A 21,159-nucleotide genomic window follows, 5' to 3' on the forward strand; every position below is an offset into this window, starting at 1 on the left:
GGTCACGACGGGCGGCGCAGGGATTGGCTCAACGTCCGCATTCTGCCCCTAAGCCAATGTCTTTTCATGGCGCAACCATGACCTCCAAGGCGGAAAGAACCCACGTCTGCTCTCAGGAATCTGCAAATCCGATTTCTACGGCCGAGATGGCGGCGCAAAGCGGATATCCCTGAAAGGCGGCGAGGGACAGGGACGGGCCAATGCGCGTCATAGGGTTATAGCGAACACATAGTTCTCTTCTTGGTCGCTCGCGGCCCGCCACTTTCACCCCGCCCGCCTTCAACCCTGGCACAATGCTGCGCCTCGTCGGACGGGCCGGTCCTGCCATTCTCGCAAACAGAAAGCCCGGAACCGTCTCCGGTACCGGGCTTTGATTTTCTCGGTGACAGGATTGGTCGCTGACGGGCGCTGCCGTCCCTGCCGCGTCAGGCGGCGCGGCTGATCGCGAGATTGAGCTCGCCGCGCACCTCGACCTCGATTTCGAGGATCGACATCGGCGTCCCGCGCTCGAGGCGGACCTTCACATTGTCCTGCTCGCAGGGCACATGCCGGGCCACGACGGCGAGGATATCCTCGCGCAGACGCGACAGCAGGTCGTCCCCGCCCACCACCTGGCGCTCATGGGACAGCAGAATCTGCAGCCGTTCCCGCGCCTGCGGGGCGGTACCCTGCGAGAAAAGGCGCTTCCACAAGGTCATGCCGCCCTCCGCAGGAGCTTGCTGAACAGGCCGCCACGCGCACGCGGCGTTTCCATGGCGATGTTCTCGCCCTTCAGACGCAGCGCCGCGTCGTGATAGGCGCGGGCCGGGGCGCTGTTGGGGTCGTGGATCGAGACCGGAACGCCCATATTCGACGCCTTCAGCACGTCCGGGCTCTCCGGCACGATGCCGAGCAGCGGCAGCGACAGGATTTCCAGCACGTCCTCGGTCTTCAGCATGTCGCCACGCGCCGCGCGGACGGGATCGTAGCGGGTGAGCAGAAGGCGCTTGTCCACCGTCTCGCCGCGCTCGGCCCGCAGCGTCTTGGCGTCGAGAATGCCGACGATGCGGTCGCTGTCGCGCACCGAGGAGACTTCCGGGTTGGTGACGACGATGGCGATCTCGGCGTGACGCATGGCCAGCGTCGCGCCGCGCTCGATACCGGCGGGACTGTCGCAGATCACCCAGTCGAAATGCTGCGACAGCATGCCGATGACGCGGTCGACGCCTTCCTCGGTCAGGGCGTCCTTGTCGCGGGTCTGCGAGGCCGGCAGCAGGAACAGCGATTCCAGCCGCTTGTCCTTGATCAGCGCCTGCGGCAGGCGGGCATCGCCCTGGATGACGTTGACGAAATCGTACACGACCCGCCGCTCCGCCCCCATGATGAGGTCGAGATTGCGCAGCCCCACGTCGAAATCGACGACGACGACCTTATCGCCGGTGCGGGCCAGGGCCGCGCCGATGGCGGCGGTCGTCGTCGTCTTGCCGACCCCGCCCTTTCCCGACGTGACGGTGATGATCTTGGCCATGACTTGCTTCGCTCCTAAAGCGCGGTAATTCGCAGGGTCTCGTCTTCGGTCGACACGCGCACCGCCGTGCCGCGAAAGGCGTCGTCAATGTCCTCGGCCGTGCGGTAGATGCCGTCCACGGCGAGCAGTTCGGCTTCCAGCTTGCTGCAGAAGATCTGCGCCGAAGCGCCGAAGGTCGCGCCGGCAATCGCCCGGCCGGCCAGCGTGCCATAGACATGGATCGAGCCGCCGGCGATGATCTCCGCCCCGGCACCGACCGAGCCGATGATCGTCACGTCGCCTTCCAGGCAGACGATGGACTGGCCGGAGCGCACGCGCCGCTCGACGATCAGGTTCACCGGCTCGACCGGCTTGCGCGGCTCGGGCGCCGGCTCCGGCGCGGCCACGTCGTTGATGGCGAGCGTGGCGTCGCGCCCGCCGCGCAGGATGGGCGGCATGGCGGCGTCGACGAGGCTGGGGCGCACGCCCTCCAGCCCGACCAGCCGGACGCCGCGTGTGGCGAGTTCGCTGATCCAGCCTTCGACCTCGGCCTTGCTCTGCGCCGTGCCGGCGAGATCGAGCACGACGGTGCGGCCGGTGAAGAAGCCGGGGGAACGCTGCAGCCAGACATCGAAATCGGCCAGCCAGGCCGACAGCGGCACGTCGGCCACCAGCGTCATCGCCATGAACGAGCGTCCACGGAAACGGATGGAGGGGCCGGTCTGACTGACTGCGTTCACGGGTCGAATCTCCCTAAGTGATGGATAGATTCAGTTAATTTTGGTTAACGAGTGGTTAATTCCGGGACGTTTGGCGCCGCCCGCGGGCGCCTTGTCCCCGGCGATGCCCGCGCACCGGCGACGCGCGCCGAAGGGGCGCGCCGGTGTCGCTTGGGGCTTCGCGCCGTTGCGGTATCAGAGACTGGTGAGGAAGGCCGGCAGCAGCTCGCGCTCGCTGGTGATGTCCAGCTTGTCGTAGATGCGCAGCTTGTGATTCTTCACCCCGCCGACGGTGATATCGAGCTGGCGGGCGATGGAGGCGTTGTGGTGTCCATCGAGGGACAGCCGCACGATCTGCTTCTGACGCTCGGTCAGCCCGTAGAGCCGGGCCAGCCGGTCGAGGCGGCTGGCGAAGTCCTGTGCCTCTTTTCGCAGCACGAACACCTGTGCGTCGCGCAGAAGCGGGTCCGTGCCCTCGCTTGCCGGCCGCAGCAGGCACCAGCCGCCATTGCCGAGAATGACCCGGCGGTCGCCCCGCAGCACATGGTCGGGCACGCCCGGCCGGTCGAAGGCCTGACGCGCCGCCTCTCCCCAACCTTCGGACTGGAACAGGCGAGCGCCATCGGCGCTGAGGATCAGGATTTCCGCCGGCGCGTCACCCGCCAGGCTCGACGTGCGCGTGACCTGCCGCTCCACCGTGAGGGTCACGTGCTGGCGGTGCATTTCCAAGAGGATGTCGAGCATTTCCGAGGCGAGGCGCAGTTCCCCGTCGTCGAACGCCTCCCGGTGCCGGTCGAGGCATAGGGCGAGGAAGCTGCGCTCGTTCAGCGGCAGGAGCAGCGCCAGTTCGTCGGCGATGCCGAGATCGACATCGAGATAGCGGGCATAGCTGCGGTCGAGCGGGCCATGGGCGCACAGGTTGCGCAGGCTGACGGCGCGATGACCGTCAGCGGCGAGCGGGGCGGAGGCCAGCGGATCGAACCGCCACAGCCGGTCCGCATAAGCGGATTTGGCGCGCGCGGCCATGCCGGAGTCGGAGATGATGCAGGGCTTCGCCGCCTCCTCATAGCGGGCCATGATCCAGAAATCGCACGGGATCAGCGGGGCGATAGCGTCGATGACGGTCTCATAGAAATCGTCGCGCCCCATGCGCGACAGCACGCGCGCCATGGTCTTGCCGAAGCCGGCCGGCAGATCGTGAACCCGTTCGTGGCGACCCATGCCGGCCGTGCTTTCCTGCTGTTCAAGACGCGGTTACAGGCAAGATTCATGCCCTGCGCGCCCCACGCAGCGGCGGAGCGGTGACTGCAGTCACTATCGGAGGACCGTCCCGCGCGGGGATATACATTCTGGCATAAACAGCGGTGGTCGTCCTCCGCGCCAAGAGGGAATGGTCGCATGTCCGGATCGCGTTTTCTTACCCCGCCCCACCCCAGCCGCCGCGACGTGCTGCGCTTCGGCGCGCAGGCGGCGATGTTCGCGACCATTGCCAGCCAGGTCGATTTCACGCGGCCCGCCTATGCGGGCGAGGCCAAGCTCACCGGGCCGCTCAATGTGCTGGCCTGGGCCGGCTATAACGACCCGGAGCTGATGCGCGGCTTCACCGAGCTCACCGGCGTCGAGCTCAACATCAAGGAAGCCGAGAGCAACGGCGCGCAGCTGAGCCTCGTCCAGGCCGGCACCACCAAGTTCGACGTGATCAACCCCGACGCGGTGTGGACCTCGAAATTCGCCGCCGCCGGCCTCACCTTGCCAATCGACACCGCCAAGCTGCCCTCGCTCGAGGACACGCTGCCGGCGTTCCGCAACCGGCCGGAGACGATGTTCGACGGCAAGGTCTACGCCATCCCGACCCGCTTCGGTGTCAACGGCTTCGTCTACTGGCCGGACAAGATTTCCGCCGAAGCCGCTTCCAATGCCGAACTCGCCTGGGACCCGGCGCTGAAGAACCGGGTCGAGATCATCGACTGGCCGGAGCTCTACCTCTGGATGACCGGCAAGTGGATCGGCCAAGCAAAGCCGGAGGAAGCGACCGGCGAGGCGCTGCAGAAGATCCTCGACAAGATGATGGCCTTCCGTCCCAACATGCGGGCGCTGCAGGCCGATATGGGCACGGTGAAATCCGACCTCACCAACCGCGAGGCGTGGATGGTGTGGGGCTCGTCCAGCGACAATGTCCGCACCACGGCCCGTCTCGCCGGCGCCGATGTCGAATTGTCCATTCCCAAGCAGGGCGGCGCCATGTGGATGGAGACGCTGCAGATCGTGCGCGGCACCGAGCATCTCGCCTCCGCCATGGCCTATATCGACTACATGACCAGCGCCAAGGCGATGAAGCAGATGGCCTGGGGCGCGGACAAGTTCGCCGTCACCAATGCCAAGGTGAAGGACCTCCTCACGCCTGAACAGGTCAAGGCGCTCGGCCTCGACAAGATGGAAGAATGGGTCGCCAACTGCCAGATGAGCCTGGCGCCGTTCGATGAGAACGCCTGGGCCGACGCCTGGCAAACCTTCAAGATGGGCTGAGGCGCGGGTCGATGCATATACGCGTGATCGTGCCGGTGCTGGATTCCAAGGAGCTGGTGGGCAAGGCCGAGGCCGAGTACCGCTCCTTCGCCGGCGAAGGCGTCGAAATTTCCGCCGTGCCGCTGGGGCGCGGCACCAACTCCATCGAGGCGGAATTCGACTCCGCACTCGCCGCGCCCGAAGTGATGCGCCTCGCCCGCGAGGCCGAGGCGGATGGGGTGGATGCCTGCACCATCGCCTGTTTCACCGATCCGGGGCTGGCGGGCGCGCGCGAGCTGGTCTCCATCCCCATCGTCGGGGAAGGCGAGGCGGCGCTGCACATGGCAGCGATGCTGTCGAACCGCTTCACCGTGTTCATCACCGAGAAGCCGCTGTTCCCGCTCATCCGCCGGGTGGTCGGGCGCTACGGGCTGGAGCGCCATCTCGCCTCGGTGCGGGCGGCGGGCGCCAGCGTGCTGGCACTGGACGAGACGTGCCTCGCCCACATCATCGCCGAGAGCATCGACGCGGTGGAGCGCGACGGGGCGGAAGCCTTCGTGATGGGCTGCACCGGCACCGGCTTCGACATGGCGCAGGCGGTGGAAGAAGCGCTGCACCGGCATTTCGGCGTCTCCATTCCGGTGATCGACCCCGGCAAGGTGGCGCTGCACTTTGCCCGCGCCATGGTGGCGACGGGGCTGCGGCCGTCGAAGCTCGCCTATCCCACGCCGGCCTTCGCCCGCGACGAATACGCCTTCGCTTCATGAGCGCGGCGCGTGACATCCCGCGGCGCCGGTCGCTTCTGAGGGCGGCGCTGCCGGCGGCCGGGCTGCTGCCGCTGGTGCTGTGGCAGATCGTGTTCTTCGTCGTGCCGGTGGCGCTGATCCTGGGGCTCAGTGTCTGGCGGACCCAGAGCTACCGCCTGATCCCCGCCTTCACCTTCGACAACTACATCGCCATCTTCGCCCGCCCGGCGATCTGGCGCGCGCTGCTGCTGTCGGTGGAGACGGCGGCCTTCGTCACGGTGGCCTGCGCGGTGCTCGCCTTTCCCGTCGCCTATTTCATCGCCAAGAAGGCGGGTCGCTGGCGCGGGCTGCTGCTGGTGGCGGTGATCGCGCCGTTCTGGATCAGCATCGTCATGCGGGTGGCCGCGTGGCGGCTGCTGCTGGGCGAACGCGGTGTCATCAACCAGCTGGCGATGACGCTCGGCCTGACCGACGCGCCGATGAGCTTCCTGCTCTATTCGCCGGTCTCGACCGCCATCGGGCTGATCTACGCCTATCTGCCGCTCTATGTCCTGCCGCTCTACGCCGCCATCAGCAACATCCACGACAACTGGATCGAGGCGGCAATGGACCTCAACGCCAGCCCCACGCGCACCTTCTTCGAGGTGATCCTGCCGTTGTCGGCGCCCGGGCTGGTGGTAGGGGCGGTGTTCTGCTTCGTGTTCGGGCTCGGCGAATTCGTCACGCCGGCGCTGCTCGGCGGCGGCAAGCAGCTGATGTTCTCGCAGGTGATCCAGGACGAGTTCCAGCGCCGGCTGGACTGGCCGAGCGGGGCGGCGATGGCCGTGGTGCTGCTGGCCCTCGTCTTCGCCGCGCTGGCGCTGTCGATGAAATGGATCCGCCGCGCCAGCGGGGAGACGGGCCTATGAACCGCCTCTCCTTCGGCTGGACGCTGCCGGCCTATTCGGTGCTGCTCTACGCCTTCCTCTACCTGCCCATCGTGGTGATCGTGCTGTTCGCCTTCGACGCCAAGGCGATTCCGGGCCTGCCGATCGACGCCTTCACCACCGACTGGTTTGGCGCCAGCCTCGGCGATACGCGCCTCGTCGGTTCGCTTTTCACCAGCATCCGCCTCGCCTTGATGGCGGCGGTGCTCTCCACGGCGCTCGCCATGCCGGCGGCGATGGTGCTGGCATGGCGGCCGGTGCGGATGAAATCGCTGCTGCTCTGCCTGGTGCTCGGCCCCGTCGTGCTGCCGCAGCTTGTGCTGGGGCTGGGGCTCATCGTGCTGTTCCGCGCCGCGCCGGATCTGATCGGACCACCCGCCATCGTGCTGGCGCACACGACGATGACGTCGAGCTACGCGACGCTGATGCTCTATTCGCGCTTTCTCGGTTTCCGGCGCAGCTATATCGAAGCGGCGATGAATCTCGGGGCGGACGAGTTCACCACTTTCCGCGAGGTGGTGCTGCCGCTGGTCGCGCCGTCGCTGATCGCGGTGCTGCTGCTGGCCTTCACCGATGCGTTCGGCGAGTTCGTCGTGGCGTGGTTCCTCGCCGGCTTCACCGAGACCCTGCCCATCGCCATCTGGACCTCGCTGCGGCAGGTCATCTCGCCCAAAATCTACGCGCTCTCCGCCCTGGTGATCCTGGTCACGCTGTTCGTCAGCGTTTCGGCGCAGGTCTGGATCCTCGGCCAGAGCCGCCTCGAACGTGAGTGCTGAGTGATGACCGAGCTTTCCCCCAATGCCGTCGAACTGCGGGCCGTCAGCAAGGTCTATGGCGCGTCGGCGGCCGTGCGCGACGTGTCGATGGACATTCCGCGCGGAGCCTTCGTTACCATTCTCGGGCCGTCCGGCTGCGGCAAGTCCACCCTACTGCGGATGATCTCGGGCTTCGTCACGCCCTCCTCGGGCGATGTGCGCATCGACGGCGTCTCGGTCCTCGGCGCCGCGCCCTATGAACGCGACACCGCCATGGTGTTCCAGGACTACGCGCTGTTCCCCCACCGCACCGTGGCGCAGAACCTCGCCTTCGGACTGCGCATGCGCAGGATAGCGAAGGACGAAATCGCCCGGCGGGTCGAGGCGATGCTGGAGCTGGTGAACCTCAAGGGCTTCGGCGACCGCCGGGTGAGCCAGATGTCGGGCGGGCAGGCGCAGCGTGTGGCGCTCGGCCGGGCGCTGATCGTGCGGCCGGCGGTGCTGCTGCTGGACGAACCGTTGGGCGCCCTCGACCTCAAGCTGCGCAAGCAGATGCAGGCGGAGCTGAAGACCCTGCACCGCGACCTCGGCCTGACCTTCGTGGCGGTGACGCATGATCAGGAAGAGGCGCTGACGCTCTCCGACCGGATCGCCGTGATGAATGGCGGGGCGCTGGAGCAGTTCGACACACCGGAAAACCTCTACCGTCGGCCGGCGACGCGCTTCGTCGCGGATTTCGTCGGCAACGCCAATCTGTTCGACGGGCGCCTCAGTGCCGGGGGAAGCGTAGTGGCAACTTCGCTGCCGCTCACGCTGGACCTCAGCGCCGCGCAGCGCGGCGGGCGGGGCGAGGGGGCGCGGGTGGCGCTGGTTGTTCGCCCGGAAACCATCGCCGTGGGCGCGGTCGCGCCCGCGCACCATGACTGCCGCGTCGAGGCGCGGGTGGATGAAATCATGTTCTCCGGCGCGGTGCAGCAGATCACCGGCCACCTGCCGGACGGCACGCGCCTCACCGCGCATCAGAGCGCGGCGCTGCCGGCGCCGGAGCGCGGCGCCACCGCCATTTTCTCCTGGCCGGGCCAGTCGGTCTGGCTGGTCGACGGCTGAGGCCGTTCAAGGGCATTTCCATGCGTGAACTCGACTATGACGAACTGGAGGCGCTCGCCATCGGCGCGGGCGTGCTCGGCACGGGCGGGGGCAACCATCCCCATCTCGAACTCATGTGCGCGCAGGCGGAGTACCGGCGCGGCCGGCGCATTCGCCTGATCGACCCGGACGAACTCGCGGACGATGCCCGCGTCGCCGTGGTGTGCATCATGGGCGCGCCGCTGGTGACCAAGGAGCGGCTGCCGGAGCCGCAATCCATCTGCCGCGCCGTGCGCCGCATGGAGGCGCATACCGGCCAGCGTTTCGACGCCATCATGTCGATCGAGATCGGCGGGGAGAACGCCTTCTTCGCCATGCTGGTGGGCATGGAACTCGGCCTGCCGGTGGTGGATGCCGACACGATGGGCCGCGCCTTCCCGGAAGCGCAGATGGCGAGCTTCGCCATTCGCGGGCTGGAGGTCGCCCCCTTCGCCATCGCCGACATACGCGACAATGAAATTCTCATCGCTCGCGCCGAGAGCCCGACACGGGTGGAGCGGATCGGCCGCCGCATCGTGGTCGAGCTTGGTTCCATCGCCGGCACTTGCACCGCCCCGCGCTCGGGCGCGGAGGTGAAGGCGCACGCGATCCTGCGCTCGGTCTCGCGCGCCATCGCCATCGGACGCTCGATCCAGGCCGCCAAGGCCGCCGGCCGCGATCCCGTCGCCGCCGTGGTCGAGGGCGCGCTGGCGCGGCTGGTGTTCACCGGCAAGGTGGACGACGTGTCGCGCCGCACCGAAGGCGGCTTCGTGCGCGGCACCGTCCGTCTCACCGGCACGGGCGCCTGGCAGGGGCGGGAACTTTCCATCGCGTTTCAGAACGAGTTCGCGGTCGCCCACCGGGACGGGGCCCTCGTCGCCAGCGTGCCGGACCTTATCACCGTGCTCGACGAGGAAAGCGCCGAGGCCATCGGCGCCGAGGTCATCCGCTACGGCCAGCGCGTGGCGGTGATCGTGCTCGGCGCCGACCCGATCATGCGCAGCACTGAGGGGCTCGCCGTCGTGGGGCCGCGCGCCTTCGGCTACGATTTCGACTACCGCCCCTTCGAGGAGCTGACCCCATGAAGCGCATCGGCATCGATGTCGGCGGCACCAATACGGACGCGGTTCTGCTCGACGGCAGCCGCATCCTGCGCGCGATCAAGAGCCCGACCACGGCGGATGTGACCAGCGGGGTGCGGGCCGCGCTCGCCCATGTGCTGGCCGACACCGACGGCACGACGCCCGATGTGCGCGCGGTGATGATCGGCACGACCCATTTCACCAATGCGGTGATCGAACGGCGCGGGCTGTCCAAGGTCGCCGTCATCCGCATCGGCCTTCCCGCCGCATCCTCCATCGAACCCATGGCCGACTGGCCACAGGACCTGCACCGCGCAGTGGCCGGCCCCGTTTTCCTGCTGCAGGGCGGGCATGAATTCGACGGAAGGCCCATCGTCGCCTTCGACCGCGACGGCATGCGCCGGGCGGCAGAGGTGATCCGCGACAGCGGCATCGCGGCGGCCGCCATCACCGCCGTGTTCTCCCCGCTCATCGCCGATTGTGAGCGGGAAGCCGCCGCCATCCTCGCCGAGGTGGCGCCGGACGTGTCGATCACCCTCTCCAGCGATCTCGGCCGCATCGGGCTGATCGAGCGCGAGAACGCGACGATCCTCAACAGCGCCCTGCACGGGCTGGCGCGGCGCACGGTCGCCGCCTTCCGCCAGGCGATCACGGAGACGGGCCTCACCGGCCCGCTCTACCTCACCCAGAATGACGGCACGGTGATGCGGGCCGAGGAGGCCGAGCGCTTCCCGGTGCTGTGCTTCGCCTCCGGCCCGACCAACAGCATGCGCGGGGCGCATCTTCTGTCCGGTCTCAGCGACGCCGTCGTGCTCGATGTCGGCGGCACCACGACCGATGCCGGCATGCTGCAGGCCGGCTTCCCCCGGCAAGCCAACACGCAGGTGGATATTGGCGGGGTGCGCACCTTCTTCCGCATGCCGGACGTCGTGGCCATCGCGCTCGGCGGCGGCACCGTGGTGCGGGAGGCGCCGTTCACCGTCGGGCCGGACAGCGTCGGCTTCCGGCTGCTGGAGAAGGCGCGCATCGCCGGTGGCGACACGCTGACCCTCACCGATGTCGGCGTGCGGCTGGGCCTGCTGGAACTGGGAGACGCGGAGCGGCGGAGCGACATCCCGCTCGACCTCTCCGAGGCGGCGCAGATCTGGATCGGGCGCCGGCTCGCCGATCTCGTCGACCGGATGAAGACCAGCGGCGCCGATCTGCCCGTCATCGCCGTCGGCGGCGGGGCGTTTCTCGTGCCGGATCATTTGCCCGGCGTCTCGCAGGTCATCAAGGTGGAGAATGCCGGCGTCGCCAATGCGGTGGGCGCTGCCATGTCGCAGGTCAGCGGCGAGAGCGACCGTATCTTCTATGGCGTCCCCCGCGACGAGGCGATCGCCGAGACGCTGCGCGCGGCGCGCGAGCAGGCGGTTGCCGCCGGCGCGGCACCGGATACGCTCGCCGTGCTGGATGTCGACGACACGCCCATGTCCTACATTCCCGGCGATCCGCTGCGGGTGAGGGTGCGGGTGATCGGCGATCTCGCGGGCTAGCTACGGCCGCAGCACTCCACAGACCTATCGGGGGAAGGCGCATGGCCATCTCGGCGCAGCAATTCGCGAGCGACAATTATGCCGGCATCTGCCCGGAAGCCTGGGCGGCGATGGCGCGCGCCAATGACGGCTCCTGCGTCGCCTATGGCGACGACGAATGGACCGCCCGCGCCGCCAACGCGTTTCGCGACCTGTTCGAGACCGATTGCGAGGTGTTCTTCGTCTTCAACGGCACGGCGGCGAACTCGCTGGCGCTGGCCTCGCTCTGCCAGTCCTATCACAGCGTGATCTGCGCGGCCTCCGCCCATGTCGAGACGGATGAATGCGGGGCGCCGGAATTCTTCTCCAACGGCTCGAAGCTGCTGGTGGCCCCGTCGAGTTCGACCAAGCTGACGCCGCAGACCATCCGCGCGCTGGCGACCAGCCGCTCCGACATCCACTTTCCCAAGGCGCGGGTGGTCACGCTCACCCAGCCGACCGAGACCGGGCTCGTCTATAGCCTGGACGAGATCACCGCGATCTCGGCGCTGTGCCGCGAACTCGGGCTCAAGCTGCACATGGACGGCGCCCGCTTCGCTCATGCCTGCGCCAGCCTGGGCTGCACACCGGCGGAAATGACATGGAAAAGCGGCGTGGACGTTCTGTGCTTCGGCGGCACCAAGAACGGCATGGCGGTGGGGGAGGCGGTGATCTTCTTCGACCACGCGCTGGCGGCGGATTTCGACTATCGCTGCAAGCAGGCGGGCCAGCTCGCCTCCAAGATGCGCTTTCTCTCCGCCCCCTGGGTGGGGCTGCTGGAAAGCGGCGCCTGGCTCGCCAATGCCCGCCATGGCAATGGCTGCGCGGCGCGGCTCGCCAATGCCCTCAGCGGCTGCCCGGGCGTGGAGCTGCTGTTCCCGGTCGAGGCCAATTCCGTGTTTCTGAAGGCGCCAGAGCCGGTGCTGGAGGCGTTGCGGCAGCGCGGCTGGCGCTTCTACACCTTCATCGGCGGCGGTGCCCGGTTCATGTTCGCCTGGGACGCGCGGCTCGACCGGGTGGATGAACTCGCCGCCGACATCCGCGCGGCGGCGGCGCGTCACGTCGGGGCGAACGAGGCCCGCTAAAGCAGCGGCTCTAGCCGGCGGGCGAGCGCGAGGAGTGCCGCGTCCGCGCCGGGCTTGCCCGTGAGCTGAAGCCCGACGGGCAGCCCGCTCTCGCGGCCGCAGGGCAAAGAGAGGCTGGGCGCGCCGGTGAGATTGGCATGGGTGAGGGTGAGGATTTCATCGTCGCCCTCGGCGCTGAGGGCGGGATCGGTGTCCGGCGCGACGAAGGGCACGGTCGGGCTGATGATGGCGTCGACCGCGTCGAACAGCGTCCCCAGCTCGGCAGTCCACTGCTCTTGCTGCCGCTTCGCATCGAGATAGCGCACGGCCGGCAGGACAAGCCCTGCCTCGATCTGCGCGGCGGTTCCCGGCGCATAGCCGGAGGCGGCGTCCCGGTAGGTCTGCGCATGCACCAGCGCCGCCTCGGGCAGCAGAATATCGAGCAGGGCGGCTGCCATTCGCTCCGGCGAGGGCAGGGCGATATCCACCATCGCCACGCCGGCACTTTTGAGCCGACCAAGGGCGGCATTGCCGGCCAGCCGCACCTGCGGACGCAGCGCCGGCGAATCCCATTGGCTGCGGCAGACGCCGAGACGAACCGGCGTCACCTCGCCGACGACGGCGGCTGGCGCGGGCGCCAGCGCGGCAAGGCCGAGCGCCACATCGGCGACGCTGCGGCCGAGCAGTCCGAGATGATCGAGGCTCGGCGACAGCGGATAGACGCCCTCCAGCGACAGCAGGCCGAAGCTCGGCTTCAACCCCACGATGCCGCAATAGGCCGCCGGCGCGCGCACCGAACCGCCCGTATCGGTTCCCAGCGCCAGAGGCACGATGCCGGCCGCGACCGCCGCCGCCGAGCCGCCGCTGGAGCCACCGGCGGTGCGGGAGGGATCGCACGGATTGTTGGTCTGGCCGAATGCCGGATGGGCGATGCCATAGGCGAATTCCAGGAGATTGGTCTTGCCGAAGAGGATCGCCCCCGCCTCCCGCAGGCGCCGCACGCAGTCCGCATCCCGGGCGGCGCGGCGCGGGGGCAGCGCCCGTGTGGCACAGCTCGTCTCCACCCCGGCCACGTCGATGATGTCCTTGATGGCGACGGGAATGCCGTGAAGCGGGCCCTTGTCCTCACCCCGCGCCAGCGCGCGGCTGGCCTCGTCGGCCTGCCGCATCACCTCGTCGGTCATCGGGTCGATGAAGGCGTTCAGCTTCGGCTCCCACTCGCTCAGCCGCGCCAATGCCTGCGCGCAGATATCGCGGGGGGTGAAGCGGCCGGCACGGTAGCCATCCGCCAGAGCGGTGACAGACAGGAGGGATAAGGGGTCGGCCATGTCGGGCACTCCGGCTGAATGCCGCCACAGCTAGGACCGTCCCTACAGGCGCGCAATGAGGACCGCAGTCACCAGGGACCGGCCCGGGTCCGGGGCAGCGGGGCGCCCGGTCACGGACGGACGGCGTCGCGCCGACATTGCTTAATGTCGCTAGGTCCATCAGCATCGACACATGGATCAACATGAGGCCCCGCAGGCTTCGCCGCCATGGATGTCATCGTTTATCACAACCCGGAATGCGACACGTCGCGCAACACGCTGGCGCTGATCCGCCATGCCGGCATCGAGCCGCATGTGATCGAGTACCTGAAATCGCCGCCGGCCTCCGCCCTGCTGGCGCAGCTGGCGGAGCGCATGGGCTGGACGCTGCAGGCGCTGCTCCGCGAGCGGGGGACGCCCTTCCGGGACCTCGGGCTGGACGCGCCTGACGTAGACGACGCCGGGCGGCTCGCGGCCATCGCCGCCCATCCGATCCTGCTCAACCGGCCGATCGTGGTGACGCCGCTCGGCGTGAAGCTGTGCCGCCCGTCCGAGACGGTGCTGGACCTGCTGCCCATCGTCCCGCGCGCCGACCTCGACAAGGAGGATGGCAGCCCCTTCCTGCGCGACGAGCAGGTCGCTGCCGCAGAGCCGCGCCTTGCCAAGGCGCTGCGCCAAGCCGGCCTGCCGACCCAAGACCTGAGAGGCTCCCCCGGCCGCTTCTTCAGCTACCGGACCCTCGGCGGCTCGCTGGTGGGCTATGGCGGCTTCGAATTGTATGGGGACGACGTGCTGCTGCGCTCGCTGCTGGTCACACCTGCCGCGCGCGGCAGGGGTGTGGGGCGCAGCATCGCCCTGCTGCTGATGAGCCGGGCCTTCGACATGGGCGCACGGCAGGCGTGGCTGCTGACCGACGGCGCCTCCGCCTTTTTCGAGCGCATCGGCTTCGCCGCCACGCCGCGCGCGCAGGCGCCAGAGGCCATCCGTCAGTCGCCGCAGGCGACGGCGCTTTGCCCCGCCTCAGCGCCGCTTCTCACCCGGCGAATCCAGCTCTGAGGCACCCGTTCGAACGGGACGGGCGGCGCCTTAGGCCTTGCGCGGAAAGCGCGTGCGGAAATCGGCGGCGGTGGCGTAGGAGCGCTGCGTGCCGCGCCGCGTGATCGAATCCGCCGCATAGGTCGCCGCCTCGCCCAGCGCCTCGAACACCGGCAGGCCCTGGGTGTGGAAATGGGCGAAGGCGCCGATGAAGGCGTCGCCAGCGCCGGTCGTGTCGACCGGCTCCACCTTGACCGGGGCGACGCGGCGCACCTCGTCGCCCGACACCAGCAGCGCGCCGCGCCCGCCCATGGTCACCACCACCGTGCCGATGCCGCGCGCGGTGAGGGACTTCGCCGCCGCCTCCACCTGCGCCTCGGTCTCGACCGGCAGGCCGGTGAGAGTGGCGAGTTCGGTCTCATTCGGGGTGAGGAAGGCGAGGTCCGCCAGCCGCGTGACATCGAGATCCGGCAGGGCCGGCGCCGGGACCAGCAGGGTCGGCACGCCCCATTCCTTCGCCCGCCTCACCGTGTGGTAGACGGTCTCGACCGGGATTTCGAGCTGCATCAGGATCAGCGCGCAGCCCGTGAGCAGATCGGCGGCGGCGTCAACATCGGCAGGCGCGAGGTGCGCATTGGCGCCCTTGACGATGAGGATCGAGTTCTCGCCCGAGGGCTCGACGAAGATCGGCGCCACGCCCGAGGGCGCGCCCGGCGTGCGCAGCACATGGGTGGTGTCGATGCCGTTGCGGGTGAAATTGGCGAGGGTGGCGTCGGCGAAGGCGTCCTCGCCCACCCGCGTGACCATGACGACGGGGGAGCCCAGCCGCGCGGCGGCAATGGCCTGGTTGGCCCCCTTGCCGCCATGGCCCATCTCGAAGCTCGGCGCCTCGACCGTCTCGCCGCGCAGCGGCATGTGGTCGACATAGGTGACGAGGTCCATCATGTTGGACCCGACGACGGCGATCTTCGACATCTCAACCTCTCCCGCCGTCCCCTGCCGGGACGGTCATTTCCGTTTCAACCGCCGAGCCCCGGCGCGAGCGCGGCGCATTCGGCCGCGTCGAGATGGCCAAGCTCGACGCTGTAGCGCGCCGTGGCACCGGCCTTCAGGCGGATGACATTGCCCTTGGCGGCCTCCGCCGCGTAGCCCTCGGGCTCGCAGGTGGCGGGGAGGGCGAACGCGCAGACCGACTGGTCGTGCCCGGCCAGAATCCAGCGCACGGTCTTGGGGAAGTCCGCCGCCCGGTAGCGGGCGAGGAAGGCGTCACCCTCCGGGCGGCGCAGCAGCATCGTCGTCGCGCCCTGCGCATCGGTGGCGAGACCGTTGAGATAGAACACCTGCTCCGGGTCGAAGCCGTCCGCCTGGCGGATCACGCGGCTGCCGGAGGGGGCCGCCGCCAGCGCCTCGATGCGGGCGAGATAGGCCGGGTTCGGCGTGACATGGGCCGGAACCGCCCGCCGGACGACGGTGTGCGCGGCGTCGAAGGGCGCCTGCTGCAGGATTTCGCCGCCCTCGACGAAGGCGTAGTTCACATGCGCCATATACATGAGGTCCATCGCGTCGCCGGCGGAGAGGTTGGTCACCTCCATCGCCATGTCGAAGCGGGCGTCAGCGGCGTGCAGCGTCACGCTCGGCCGGGCCATGTAATGGGCGCCGAAGCCCATCGCGTATTCATAGGCGCCGAACAGCCGCATCCACGGCCCGCGCGCGCCCGTGCCCACCTCGATGCCGGCACGGTCCATCGGCGCGCACGGCATCTCGCCATGGGCGGGATGGGTGTCGGTCGGGCCGGGCACGCCGTTGCGCAGCAGGCCGGAATGGAAGGCGAAGCAGCCATAGGTTTCGGCGATGGTGCGCGCCGGGCGCGGCGCCCTGAACATGCTGCGCATGGTCAGGTCGACGCCGTCGAAAGCGGCGGACCAGATCATCTGCCCGAGATAGGGCAGCACCACCAGCGCGCCACGTGCATTGGCGAGCCGGACCGCCTCCACCCCGGTTGGGTAGCGGAACAGGCTGGCGGTCAGGCCCTCATGCTCGACAGCGAGCCGTTCCGTGTCGCCGAAGCTGCGGCGGTCGAGATGGATGCGGGTCATGCGCGGTTCCTGAAAGCGTTCAGCACCATGACGAGCAGCAGGAAGCCGCCCCAGATGAAGTCGATCAGATGGTTGGAGAAGCGCATCATCTGGAAGCCGGAGGCCAGCAGCATCAGCGCGATGACCGCGATGGAAATGCCGAGCACCGTGCCCTTGCCGCCGGCGGGATTGGTGCCGCCGAGCACGCAGATGAGCACCGCCTGCAGCAGATACGACGTGCCGTAATCCGACTTCGCCGCATTGGTGCGGCCCGAGAGCATGATGCCCGCCAGCGCCGCCAGCGTGCCGCTCAGCATGTAGGAGGCCAGCACCATGCGGTCGCTCTTCAGCCCTGCGAACACCGCCGCGCGCGGGTTCGTGCCGATGAGAAACAGGTTGAGGCCGAAGGAGGTGCGCGTCAGCATCACCGCGATCACCATGGCGACGGCGACGAAGATCAGCAGCGGCACCGCGACGCCGAACAGCTTGCCATTGCCGATCAGCCCCCAATAGGCGGGGAAGCCGACAATGGCCGGCCCGCCGGTCAGCACCATGCACAGGCCGGTGAACACCTGGCCGGTGCCCAGCGTGGCGAGGATGGGGGTGATCTTTGCCCGCGTGATCAGCAACCCGTTCAGCGCGCCGGCGATCAGCCCGACGCCGAGCGCCAGCATCACCCCGGCGGCGACACGGGCGATCTCGCCCGCCGCGCCGGCCGTGGGATCTCCAGGGAACAGCTTGGTGAAGAACACCCCGGCGAGGATGCCGGCGAGATTGGCGATGCCGATCACCGACAGGTCGATGCCCCCGGTGAGCATGGCCAGCATCATGGCGATGGCGACGATGCCGAGCTCGGGGAAGATGAAGCTGATCGACTCGAAATTGTAGTAGCGCAGGAACTTTGTGGGTTCGAGCCAGCTCATCACCGCGAAGATGACGACCGTGATCAGAACCAGTTGTAGGATGTTGTTGTCGCGGTTGATGAAGCGCGAAAGGTCGAGACGCTTTTCCATGGTGCCCATTCCCCTCACGCCAGCGTCTTGCGGTCGCGCCAGGCGGTGAGCGCGGTGGCGACGACGATGACGCCGCCGACGACCACGCCCTGCCAGGTATTGTCCACGCGCATGATGATGAGGCTGTTCTTGATCAGGACCAGCAGAAACACGCCGAGCAGCGTGCCGAGCACCGAGCCGCGCCCGCCGAAGATCGACGCCCCGCCCAGCACGACGGCGGCGATCACGTCGAGCTCATAGCCGACGAAGTCGCGCGGATTGGCCAGCCAGATCATCGAGGCGTGCAGCAGGCCGGCGAAACCCGCCAGCGCGCCGGCGAGGCCATAGGCGACATAGACCGTGCGCCGGGTGTTGAAGCCGACGCGCTTGGCCGATTCCGCATCGTCGCCATAGGCGAAGATCGAGCGGCCGGTCATGGTGCGGCTGAGGAACCACCAGACCGCGCCGGCGATGGCGAGATAGACGAACACCATCACCGAGAGCTTGGCGCCGCCAATCTCAACGCTGGACCGGCCGAAGGCGATCAGCGCCGGCGGCATGCGGTCGATATTGACGATCGACGTGCCGACCAGCCCCAGCAGCAGGCCGCGAACCACCGAGGCGGAACCGAGCGTCACGATCAGCGGGATCATGCGGAAGGTGTGAATGAAGAAGGCGTTGGCGAGGCCGCAGATGAGCCCGATCAGCGTCGCACCGATGAAGGGCAGCAGCACACCCTCATGGCCATAGGCGTTCATCGCCAGCACGGTGAGATACATGGCGGCGGCGGCGAAGGCCGGGAACGACACGTCGATGCCTCCGGAGATCATCACCACCAGCACGCTGAGCGCCATGATGCCGATGATGACATTGGCGCGCAGCAGGTTGAACAGATTGTCCGCCTGCCAGAAGGCGGGATTGATCAGCCCGATCACCACCATGATCGCGGCGACGATGAGGAAAACCGCCGTCTCGGAGCGGCGCATCAGCTTGGCGAGGGTCATCATCAGCGCAGCGTCTTCAAGCGGGAATGGATGTCGTCCTCCTCAAGGCCGCGCGGGTCGAGATCGTCGAGGATCGCGCCGCGGTGCATGAGGAGGATGCGGTTGCAATTGTGCAGAAGCTCCGGCACGTCGTCCGAGATCATCAGCACCGCCAGCCCGTCCTTGACCGCGAGTTCGCGGATGCGCCGGTGGATTTCGGCCTTGGAGCCGACATCGACGCCGACGGTGGGGCCGTTCAGGATCAGCACGCGCGGCCCGGTGAGCAGCCAGCGCCCGATGATGACGCGCTGCTGGTTGCCGCCGGAGAGCTTGCCGACCTCCTTCTCCACATCGGTGGTGGCGATCTTCATGTCGGCGACGGTGCGCTCGGCCAGCGCGGTCATGGCGTCGTCGGAGAGGAACGGCCCGCGCGTCGCCCGCTCGATGGCGCTCGCCACCACATTGCGGGCGATGGACTGACTCATGAACAGGCCTTCGGACAGCCGGTCCTCCGGCACATAGGCGATGCCGGCCTCCACCGCTTCCGGCACGCTGGCGAGGCGGAGCGGCCTGCCGTCGAGCAGCACCGTGCCGCGATGCTCCGGCTCCATGCCGAACAAAGCGAGGGCGAGTTCGGTGCGGCCGGAGCCAAGCAGGCCGGAAAGGCTGACAATCTCGCCGGCGCGCAGATCGAACGACACCTCGCGCACCGCCTCGCCGACGCTGAGGTCGCGCACCCGCAGGCGCGGCTCGGCCGCCGCATCGCCCGTCCAGCCATAGCGCTCATGGCCGAGATCCTGCCCGGTCATGGCGCGGGTGATGCGGGCCTCGGTAAAATCGGTCGTCGGGCCTTCCTCGACCTTGCGGCCGTTGCGGAACACGCAGATGCGGTCGGAAATCTCCAGCATCTCCCGCATCTTGTGGCTGACGAACAGCACGGCGATGCCTTTGGCGCGGATTTCACGCACCAGGGTGAAGAGCCGTTCCACCTCGCGCCCGGTGAGCGCCGTGGTCGGCTCGTCCATGATCAGCAGGCGCGTCTCGCTCATCAGCGCCCGGGCGATGGCGACGATCTGCCGGTCGGCGGTGGAGAGATCGCCCACCCGCGCGTCGAGGGCGATGGCGACATCGAGCCGGGCAAGCGCCTGCGCGCCGAGGCGGCGACACTCGGCGGGGCTGACGAGCCGGCGCCCTTCGCTGAGCAGCCGGCCCATGGCAAGGTTCTCCGCCACGGTCAGGCTCGGGAACAGCGAGAAGTCCTGATAGATGACCTGGACACCGGCCGCGATGGCGGCGCGCGGTGAGAAGCCGGACACCGGCGCGCCGTCGATCAGCAGCGCGCCTTCGTCAAAGTCATAGACGCCCGAAACGATCTTGATCAGCGTCGACTTGCCCGAACCGTTCTCGCCGGCAAGGCAGAGGATTTCGGCCGGGGCGATGGCGAAATCGACGCCGTCCAGCGCCTTCATGCCGGGAAAGCGCTTGGTGACGCCGCGCAGTTCGATCAGGGGTACGGCCATGGGATGCGCCCGTCGGGGAGGGAAAGCCGGCACAAAGTGCCGCCCGCCCACGCCTTTGTCAGCGAAATTTGGGGGACCTTCGCAAGCCGGGGAGGGGCGTCCGCGCCCCGCCGCCGCTCGCCCTGCGGGAGCGGCGCGGGACCTCTAGGACCCCGCGCCGCCCGCCGTCAGAACTTGTACTGGTCCATGTTTTCCTTGGTCACGCCGACCCAGCCTTGCCCATAGAGCAGGTTCGGCGCGGCGCCGGCCGGGGTGGTGAGGTTCTCGTAGCCCTTGAGGCCGAGATTGAGGCCAGCCTTGATCTGGTCCTTCTTGCCCGAGAGCGCCATCACGGCGAGCTCGTTCATGGCATAGCCGGCGACCGCCGGGTCCCAGAACTGGATGTACTGAATGTCGCCGTCGGCGAGGTACTTGCCGGCGACGGAAGGCAGGCCGGTGCCGGAGAAGAACACCTTGCCCTTCAGCCCGCGCTCGGCGATCAGACGGCCGGCGCCGGCCGAGGTCGGCATCGGGCCGCCAATGATGCCGTTCACGTCGGGATAGGTGGTGAGGGCTTCCGACAGCCGGTTATAATCGGTGTTGGCGTCGTCATAGGTCTCAAGGCGCTGGGTGGCGAGCGCCATGTCCGGGAAGTGCTTCTTCTGGTACTCGATCGCGCCGTCGATCCACTCATTCTGCGACTGCGAGGTGAGGCTGCCCACGGTGGCGAGGTACTTGCCCTTGCCGCCCGTGTACTTGCCGAGCACCTCCATCAGCTGCGCGCCATAGGCCTTGTTGTCGAAGGCTTCGAGAATGTAGTCGGCGTTCTTGAGGTTCGAGGCCTCATGGGCGATGACCACGATGCCGCGGTCGCGCGCCTTCTTCAGCACCGGCTCGACCGCCTCGACCGAGAAGGGCACGATGCAGATCGCATCGACGCCCTGGGCGATCAGGTTCTCGATGAGCTGCACCTGGGCGGCGGCGTCCGCTTGGCTCGGGCCGACCTGCCACACATCCATGCCGGTGTCGGCGCCGAACTGCTTGACCCCGTCGCGCATGCGATCGAACCAGGCGATGCCGTCGACCTTCACCACGGTGGCGATGGAGAACTTCTTGCCGGTGGCGGCGGCGGTGATGTCCTTCGGCACCTGGCTGGTGTCGACCACGCCATCGGCGAAGGCCGGGGCGGCCAGCAGCGACAGGCTCGCCGCGAGGGTGATCAGGGTCTTTCTCATGGATGTCCTCCCAGACATTCGTTGATTTTAATGGCGTTGGCGAAGGTCCGAGGGGCGCGCCCCCGGTGGCAC

The 21,159-nt window shown here is 68.4% G+C and carries 20 protein-coding genes; 9 read left to right on the forward strand and 11 right to left on the reverse strand.

Features of this window, described 5'->3' with window-relative positions:
• Positions 1-425: 425 nt before the first annotated feature.
• From minE to ACO07Z_RS05705, 4 genes are all read right to left on the reverse strand, one after another.
• Positions 426-698 (reverse strand): cell division topological specificity factor MinE, encoded by a 273-nt coding sequence (minE, locus tag ACO07Z_RS05690; RefSeq protein WP_244376554.1) that lies wholly within the window; start codon positions 696-698, stop codon positions 426-428.
• A complete protein-coding gene (gene minD / locus ACO07Z_RS05695) occupies positions 695-1,507 on the reverse strand; it encodes a septum site-determining protein MinD (RefSeq protein WP_244376553.1) in 813 nt (270 codons plus the stop codon). The genes minE and minD overlap by 4 nt, the downstream gene beginning before the upstream one ends.
• A gap of 14 nt (positions 1,508-1,521) precedes the next feature.
• Complete coding sequence (minC, locus tag ACO07Z_RS05700; protein WP_421697779.1) at positions 1,522-2,226, reverse strand: septum site-determining protein MinC; 705 nt, start codon at positions 2,224-2,226, stop codon at positions 1,522-1,524.
• Positions 2,227-2,400: 174 nt separating this feature from the next.
• A complete protein-coding gene (locus ACO07Z_RS05705) occupies positions 2,401-3,426 on the reverse strand; it encodes a helix-turn-helix transcriptional regulator (protein WP_421697780.1) in 1,026 nt (341 codons plus the stop codon).
• Between the two features lie 177 nt (positions 3,427-3,603).
• On the opposite strand from ACO07Z_RS05705, the gene ACO07Z_RS05710 reads away from it, so the two are divergent.
• From ACO07Z_RS05710 to ACO07Z_RS05745, 8 genes are read left to right on the forward strand one after another with little or no spacing between them, the layout of a single operon-like run.
• A complete protein-coding gene (locus tag ACO07Z_RS05710; RefSeq protein WP_421697781.1) occupies positions 3,604-4,731 on the forward strand; it encodes an ABC transporter substrate-binding protein in 1,128 nt (375 codons plus the stop codon).
• Positions 4,732-4,742: 11 nt separating this feature from the next.
• Complete coding sequence (locus ACO07Z_RS05715; RefSeq protein WP_421697782.1) at positions 4,743-5,477, forward strand: aspartate/glutamate racemase family protein; 735 nt, start codon at positions 4,743-4,745, stop codon at positions 5,475-5,477.
• Positions 5,474-6,364 carry an ABC transporter permease gene (locus ACO07Z_RS05720; RefSeq protein ID WP_421697783.1) on the forward strand — a complete coding sequence of 297 codons (891 nt, stop codon included), beginning with the start codon at positions 5,474-5,476 and terminating at the stop codon, positions 6,362-6,364. Before ACO07Z_RS05715 ends, ACO07Z_RS05720 begins: the two co-directional genes overlap by 4 nt.
• The gene (locus ACO07Z_RS05725; RefSeq protein ID WP_421697784.1) at positions 6,361-7,158 is read left to right on the forward strand and encodes an ABC transporter permease; all 798 of its coding nucleotides are present in this window, start codon (positions 6,361-6,363) and stop codon (positions 7,156-7,158) included. Before ACO07Z_RS05720 ends, ACO07Z_RS05725 begins: the two co-directional genes overlap by 4 nt.
• A 3-nt stretch (positions 7,159-7,161) precedes the next feature.
• Positions 7,162-8,244 carry an ABC transporter ATP-binding protein gene (locus tag ACO07Z_RS05730; RefSeq protein WP_421697785.1) on the forward strand — a complete coding sequence of 361 codons (1,083 nt, stop codon included), beginning with the start codon at positions 7,162-7,164 and terminating at the stop codon, positions 8,242-8,244.
• Positions 8,245-8,264: 20 nt separating this feature from the next.
• The gene (locus ACO07Z_RS05735) at positions 8,265-9,347 is read left to right on the forward strand and encodes a DUF917 domain-containing protein (protein WP_421697786.1); all 1,083 of its coding nucleotides are present in this window, start codon (positions 8,265-8,267) and stop codon (positions 9,345-9,347) included.
• Entirely contained in the window at positions 9,344-10,879 is a 1,536-nt protein-coding gene (locus tag ACO07Z_RS05740; RefSeq protein ID WP_421697787.1) for a hydantoinase/oxoprolinase N-terminal domain-containing protein, read from the forward strand. Before ACO07Z_RS05735 ends, ACO07Z_RS05740 begins: the two co-directional genes overlap by 4 nt.
• 47 nt (positions 10,880-10,926) lie before the next feature.
• Positions 10,927-11,982: a threonine aldolase family protein gene (locus ACO07Z_RS05745; RefSeq protein WP_421697891.1), complete on the forward strand. Its 1,056-nt coding sequence runs from the start codon at positions 10,927-10,929 to the stop codon at positions 11,980-11,982.
• On the opposite strand, the gene ACO07Z_RS05750 is transcribed toward ACO07Z_RS05745, so the two are convergent.
• Positions 11,979-13,289 (reverse strand): amidase, encoded by a 1,311-nt coding sequence (locus tag ACO07Z_RS05750; protein ID WP_421697788.1) that lies wholly within the window; start codon positions 13,287-13,289, stop codon positions 11,979-11,981. The two genes, ACO07Z_RS05745 and ACO07Z_RS05750, sit on opposite strands and share 4 nt — an antisense overlap.
• A 207-nt stretch (positions 13,290-13,496) precedes the next feature.
• Here ACO07Z_RS05750 and arsN2 point away from each other — a divergent pair, with 207 nt between their 5' ends.
• Positions 13,497-14,324, forward strand: coding sequence for an arsenic resistance N-acetyltransferase ArsN2 (gene arsN2, locus ACO07Z_RS05755; protein WP_421697789.1), 828 nt, complete (start codon positions 13,497-13,499; stop codon positions 14,322-14,324).
• Positions 14,325-14,354: 30 nt separating this feature from the next.
• Here arsN2 and rbsK read toward each other — a convergent pair whose 3' ends face one another.
• The 6 genes from rbsK to ACO07Z_RS05785 all read right to left on the reverse strand — a co-directional run bounded on the left by rbsK (position 14,355) and on the right by ACO07Z_RS05785 (position 21,087).
• Positions 14,355-15,278, reverse strand: a complete 924-nt coding sequence (rbsK, locus tag ACO07Z_RS05760; protein ID WP_421697790.1) for a ribokinase — start codon at positions 15,276-15,278, stop codon at positions 14,355-14,357.
• Positions 15,279-15,322: 44 nt separating this feature from the next.
• The gene (locus tag ACO07Z_RS05765; protein ID WP_421697791.1) at positions 15,323-16,399 is read right to left on the reverse strand and encodes an aldose 1-epimerase family protein; all 1,077 of its coding nucleotides are present in this window, start codon (positions 16,397-16,399) and stop codon (positions 15,323-15,325) included.
• Positions 16,396-17,391 carry an ABC transporter permease gene (locus ACO07Z_RS05770; RefSeq protein ID WP_244376546.1) on the reverse strand — a complete coding sequence of 332 codons (996 nt, stop codon included), beginning with the start codon at positions 17,389-17,391 and terminating at the stop codon, positions 16,396-16,398. The genes ACO07Z_RS05765 and ACO07Z_RS05770 overlap by 4 nt, the downstream gene beginning before the upstream one ends.
• A gap of 14 nt (positions 17,392-17,405) precedes the next feature.
• Positions 17,406-18,377 (reverse strand): ABC transporter permease, encoded by a 972-nt coding sequence (locus ACO07Z_RS05775; protein ID WP_421697792.1) that lies wholly within the window; start codon positions 18,375-18,377, stop codon positions 17,406-17,408.
• Positions 18,377-19,873 (reverse strand): sugar ABC transporter ATP-binding protein, encoded by a 1,497-nt coding sequence (locus tag ACO07Z_RS05780; RefSeq protein ID WP_421697793.1) that lies wholly within the window; start codon positions 19,871-19,873, stop codon positions 18,377-18,379. The genes ACO07Z_RS05775 and ACO07Z_RS05780 overlap by 1 nt, the downstream gene beginning before the upstream one ends.
• Positions 19,874-20,040: 167 nt before the next feature.
• Complete coding sequence (locus ACO07Z_RS05785; RefSeq protein WP_421697794.1) at positions 20,041-21,087, reverse strand: autoinducer 2 ABC transporter substrate-binding protein; 1,047 nt, start codon at positions 21,085-21,087, stop codon at positions 20,041-20,043.
• Positions 21,088-21,159 lie beyond the last annotated feature (72 nt).

The organism is Ancylobacter sp., assembly GCF_965229075.1.
Classification (GTDB): Bacteria; Pseudomonadota; Alphaproteobacteria; order Rhizobiales; family Xanthobacteraceae; genus Ancylobacter.

What these genes read in the sequence shown, in the direction of transcription:
- minE (WP_244376554.1), bottom strand. Translation starts at nt 698, where the DNA reads ATGACCTTGTGGAAGCGCCTTTTCTCGCAGGGTACCGCCCCGCAGGCG.
- minD (WP_244376553.1), bottom strand. Translation starts at nt 1,507, where the DNA reads ATGGCCAAGATCATCACCGTCACGTCGGGAAAGGGCGGGGTCGGCAAG.
- ACO07Z_RS05705 (WP_421697780.1), bottom strand. Translation starts at nt 3,426, where the DNA reads ATGGGTCGCCACGAACGGGTTCACGATCTGCCGGCCGGCTTCGGCAAG.
- ACO07Z_RS05710 (WP_421697781.1), top strand. Translation starts at nt 3,604, where the DNA reads ATGTCCGGATCGCGTTTTCTTACCCCGCCCCACCCCAGCCGCCGCGAC.
- ACO07Z_RS05715 (WP_421697782.1), top strand. Translation starts at nt 4,743, where the DNA reads ATGCATATACGCGTGATCGTGCCGGTGCTGGATTCCAAGGAGCTGGTG.
- ACO07Z_RS05720 (WP_421697783.1), top strand. Translation starts at nt 5,474, where the DNA reads ATGAGCGCGGCGCGTGACATCCCGCGGCGCCGGTCGCTTCTGAGGGCG.
- ACO07Z_RS05725 (WP_421697784.1), top strand. Translation starts at nt 6,361, where the DNA reads ATGAACCGCCTCTCCTTCGGCTGGACGCTGCCGGCCTATTCGGTGCTG.
- ACO07Z_RS05730 (WP_421697785.1), top strand. Translation starts at nt 7,162, where the DNA reads ATGACCGAGCTTTCCCCCAATGCCGTCGAACTGCGGGCCGTCAGCAAG.
- ACO07Z_RS05735 (WP_421697786.1), top strand. Translation starts at nt 8,265, where the DNA reads ATGCGTGAACTCGACTATGACGAACTGGAGGCGCTCGCCATCGGCGCG.
- ACO07Z_RS05740 (WP_421697787.1), top strand. Translation starts at nt 9,344, where the DNA reads ATGAAGCGCATCGGCATCGATGTCGGCGGCACCAATACGGACGCGGTT.
- ACO07Z_RS05750 (WP_421697788.1), bottom strand. Translation starts at nt 13,289, where the DNA reads ATGGCCGACCCCTTATCCCTCCTGTCTGTCACCGCTCTGGCGGATGGC.
- arsN2 (WP_421697789.1), top strand. Translation starts at nt 13,497, where the DNA reads ATGGATGTCATCGTTTATCACAACCCGGAATGCGACACGTCGCGCAAC.
- rbsK (WP_421697790.1), bottom strand. Translation starts at nt 15,278, where the DNA reads ATGTCGAAGATCGCCGTCGTCGGGTCCAACATGATGGACCTCGTCACC.
- ACO07Z_RS05765 (WP_421697791.1), bottom strand. Translation starts at nt 16,399, where the DNA reads ATGACCCGCATCCATCTCGACCGCCGCAGCTTCGGCGACACGGAACGG.
- ACO07Z_RS05770 (WP_244376546.1), bottom strand. Translation starts at nt 17,391, where the DNA reads ATGGAAAAGCGTCTCGACCTTTCGCGCTTCATCAACCGCGACAACAAC.
- ACO07Z_RS05775 (WP_421697792.1), bottom strand. Translation starts at nt 18,377, where the DNA reads ATGATGACCCTCGCCAAGCTGATGCGCCGCTCCGAGACGGCGGTTTTC.
- ACO07Z_RS05780 (WP_421697793.1), bottom strand. Translation starts at nt 19,873, where the DNA reads ATGGCCGTACCCCTGATCGAACTGCGCGGCGTCACCAAGCGCTTTCCC.
- ACO07Z_RS05785 (WP_421697794.1), bottom strand. Translation starts at nt 21,087, where the DNA reads ATGAGAAAGACCCTGATCACCCTCGCGGCGAGCCTGTCGCTGCTGGCC.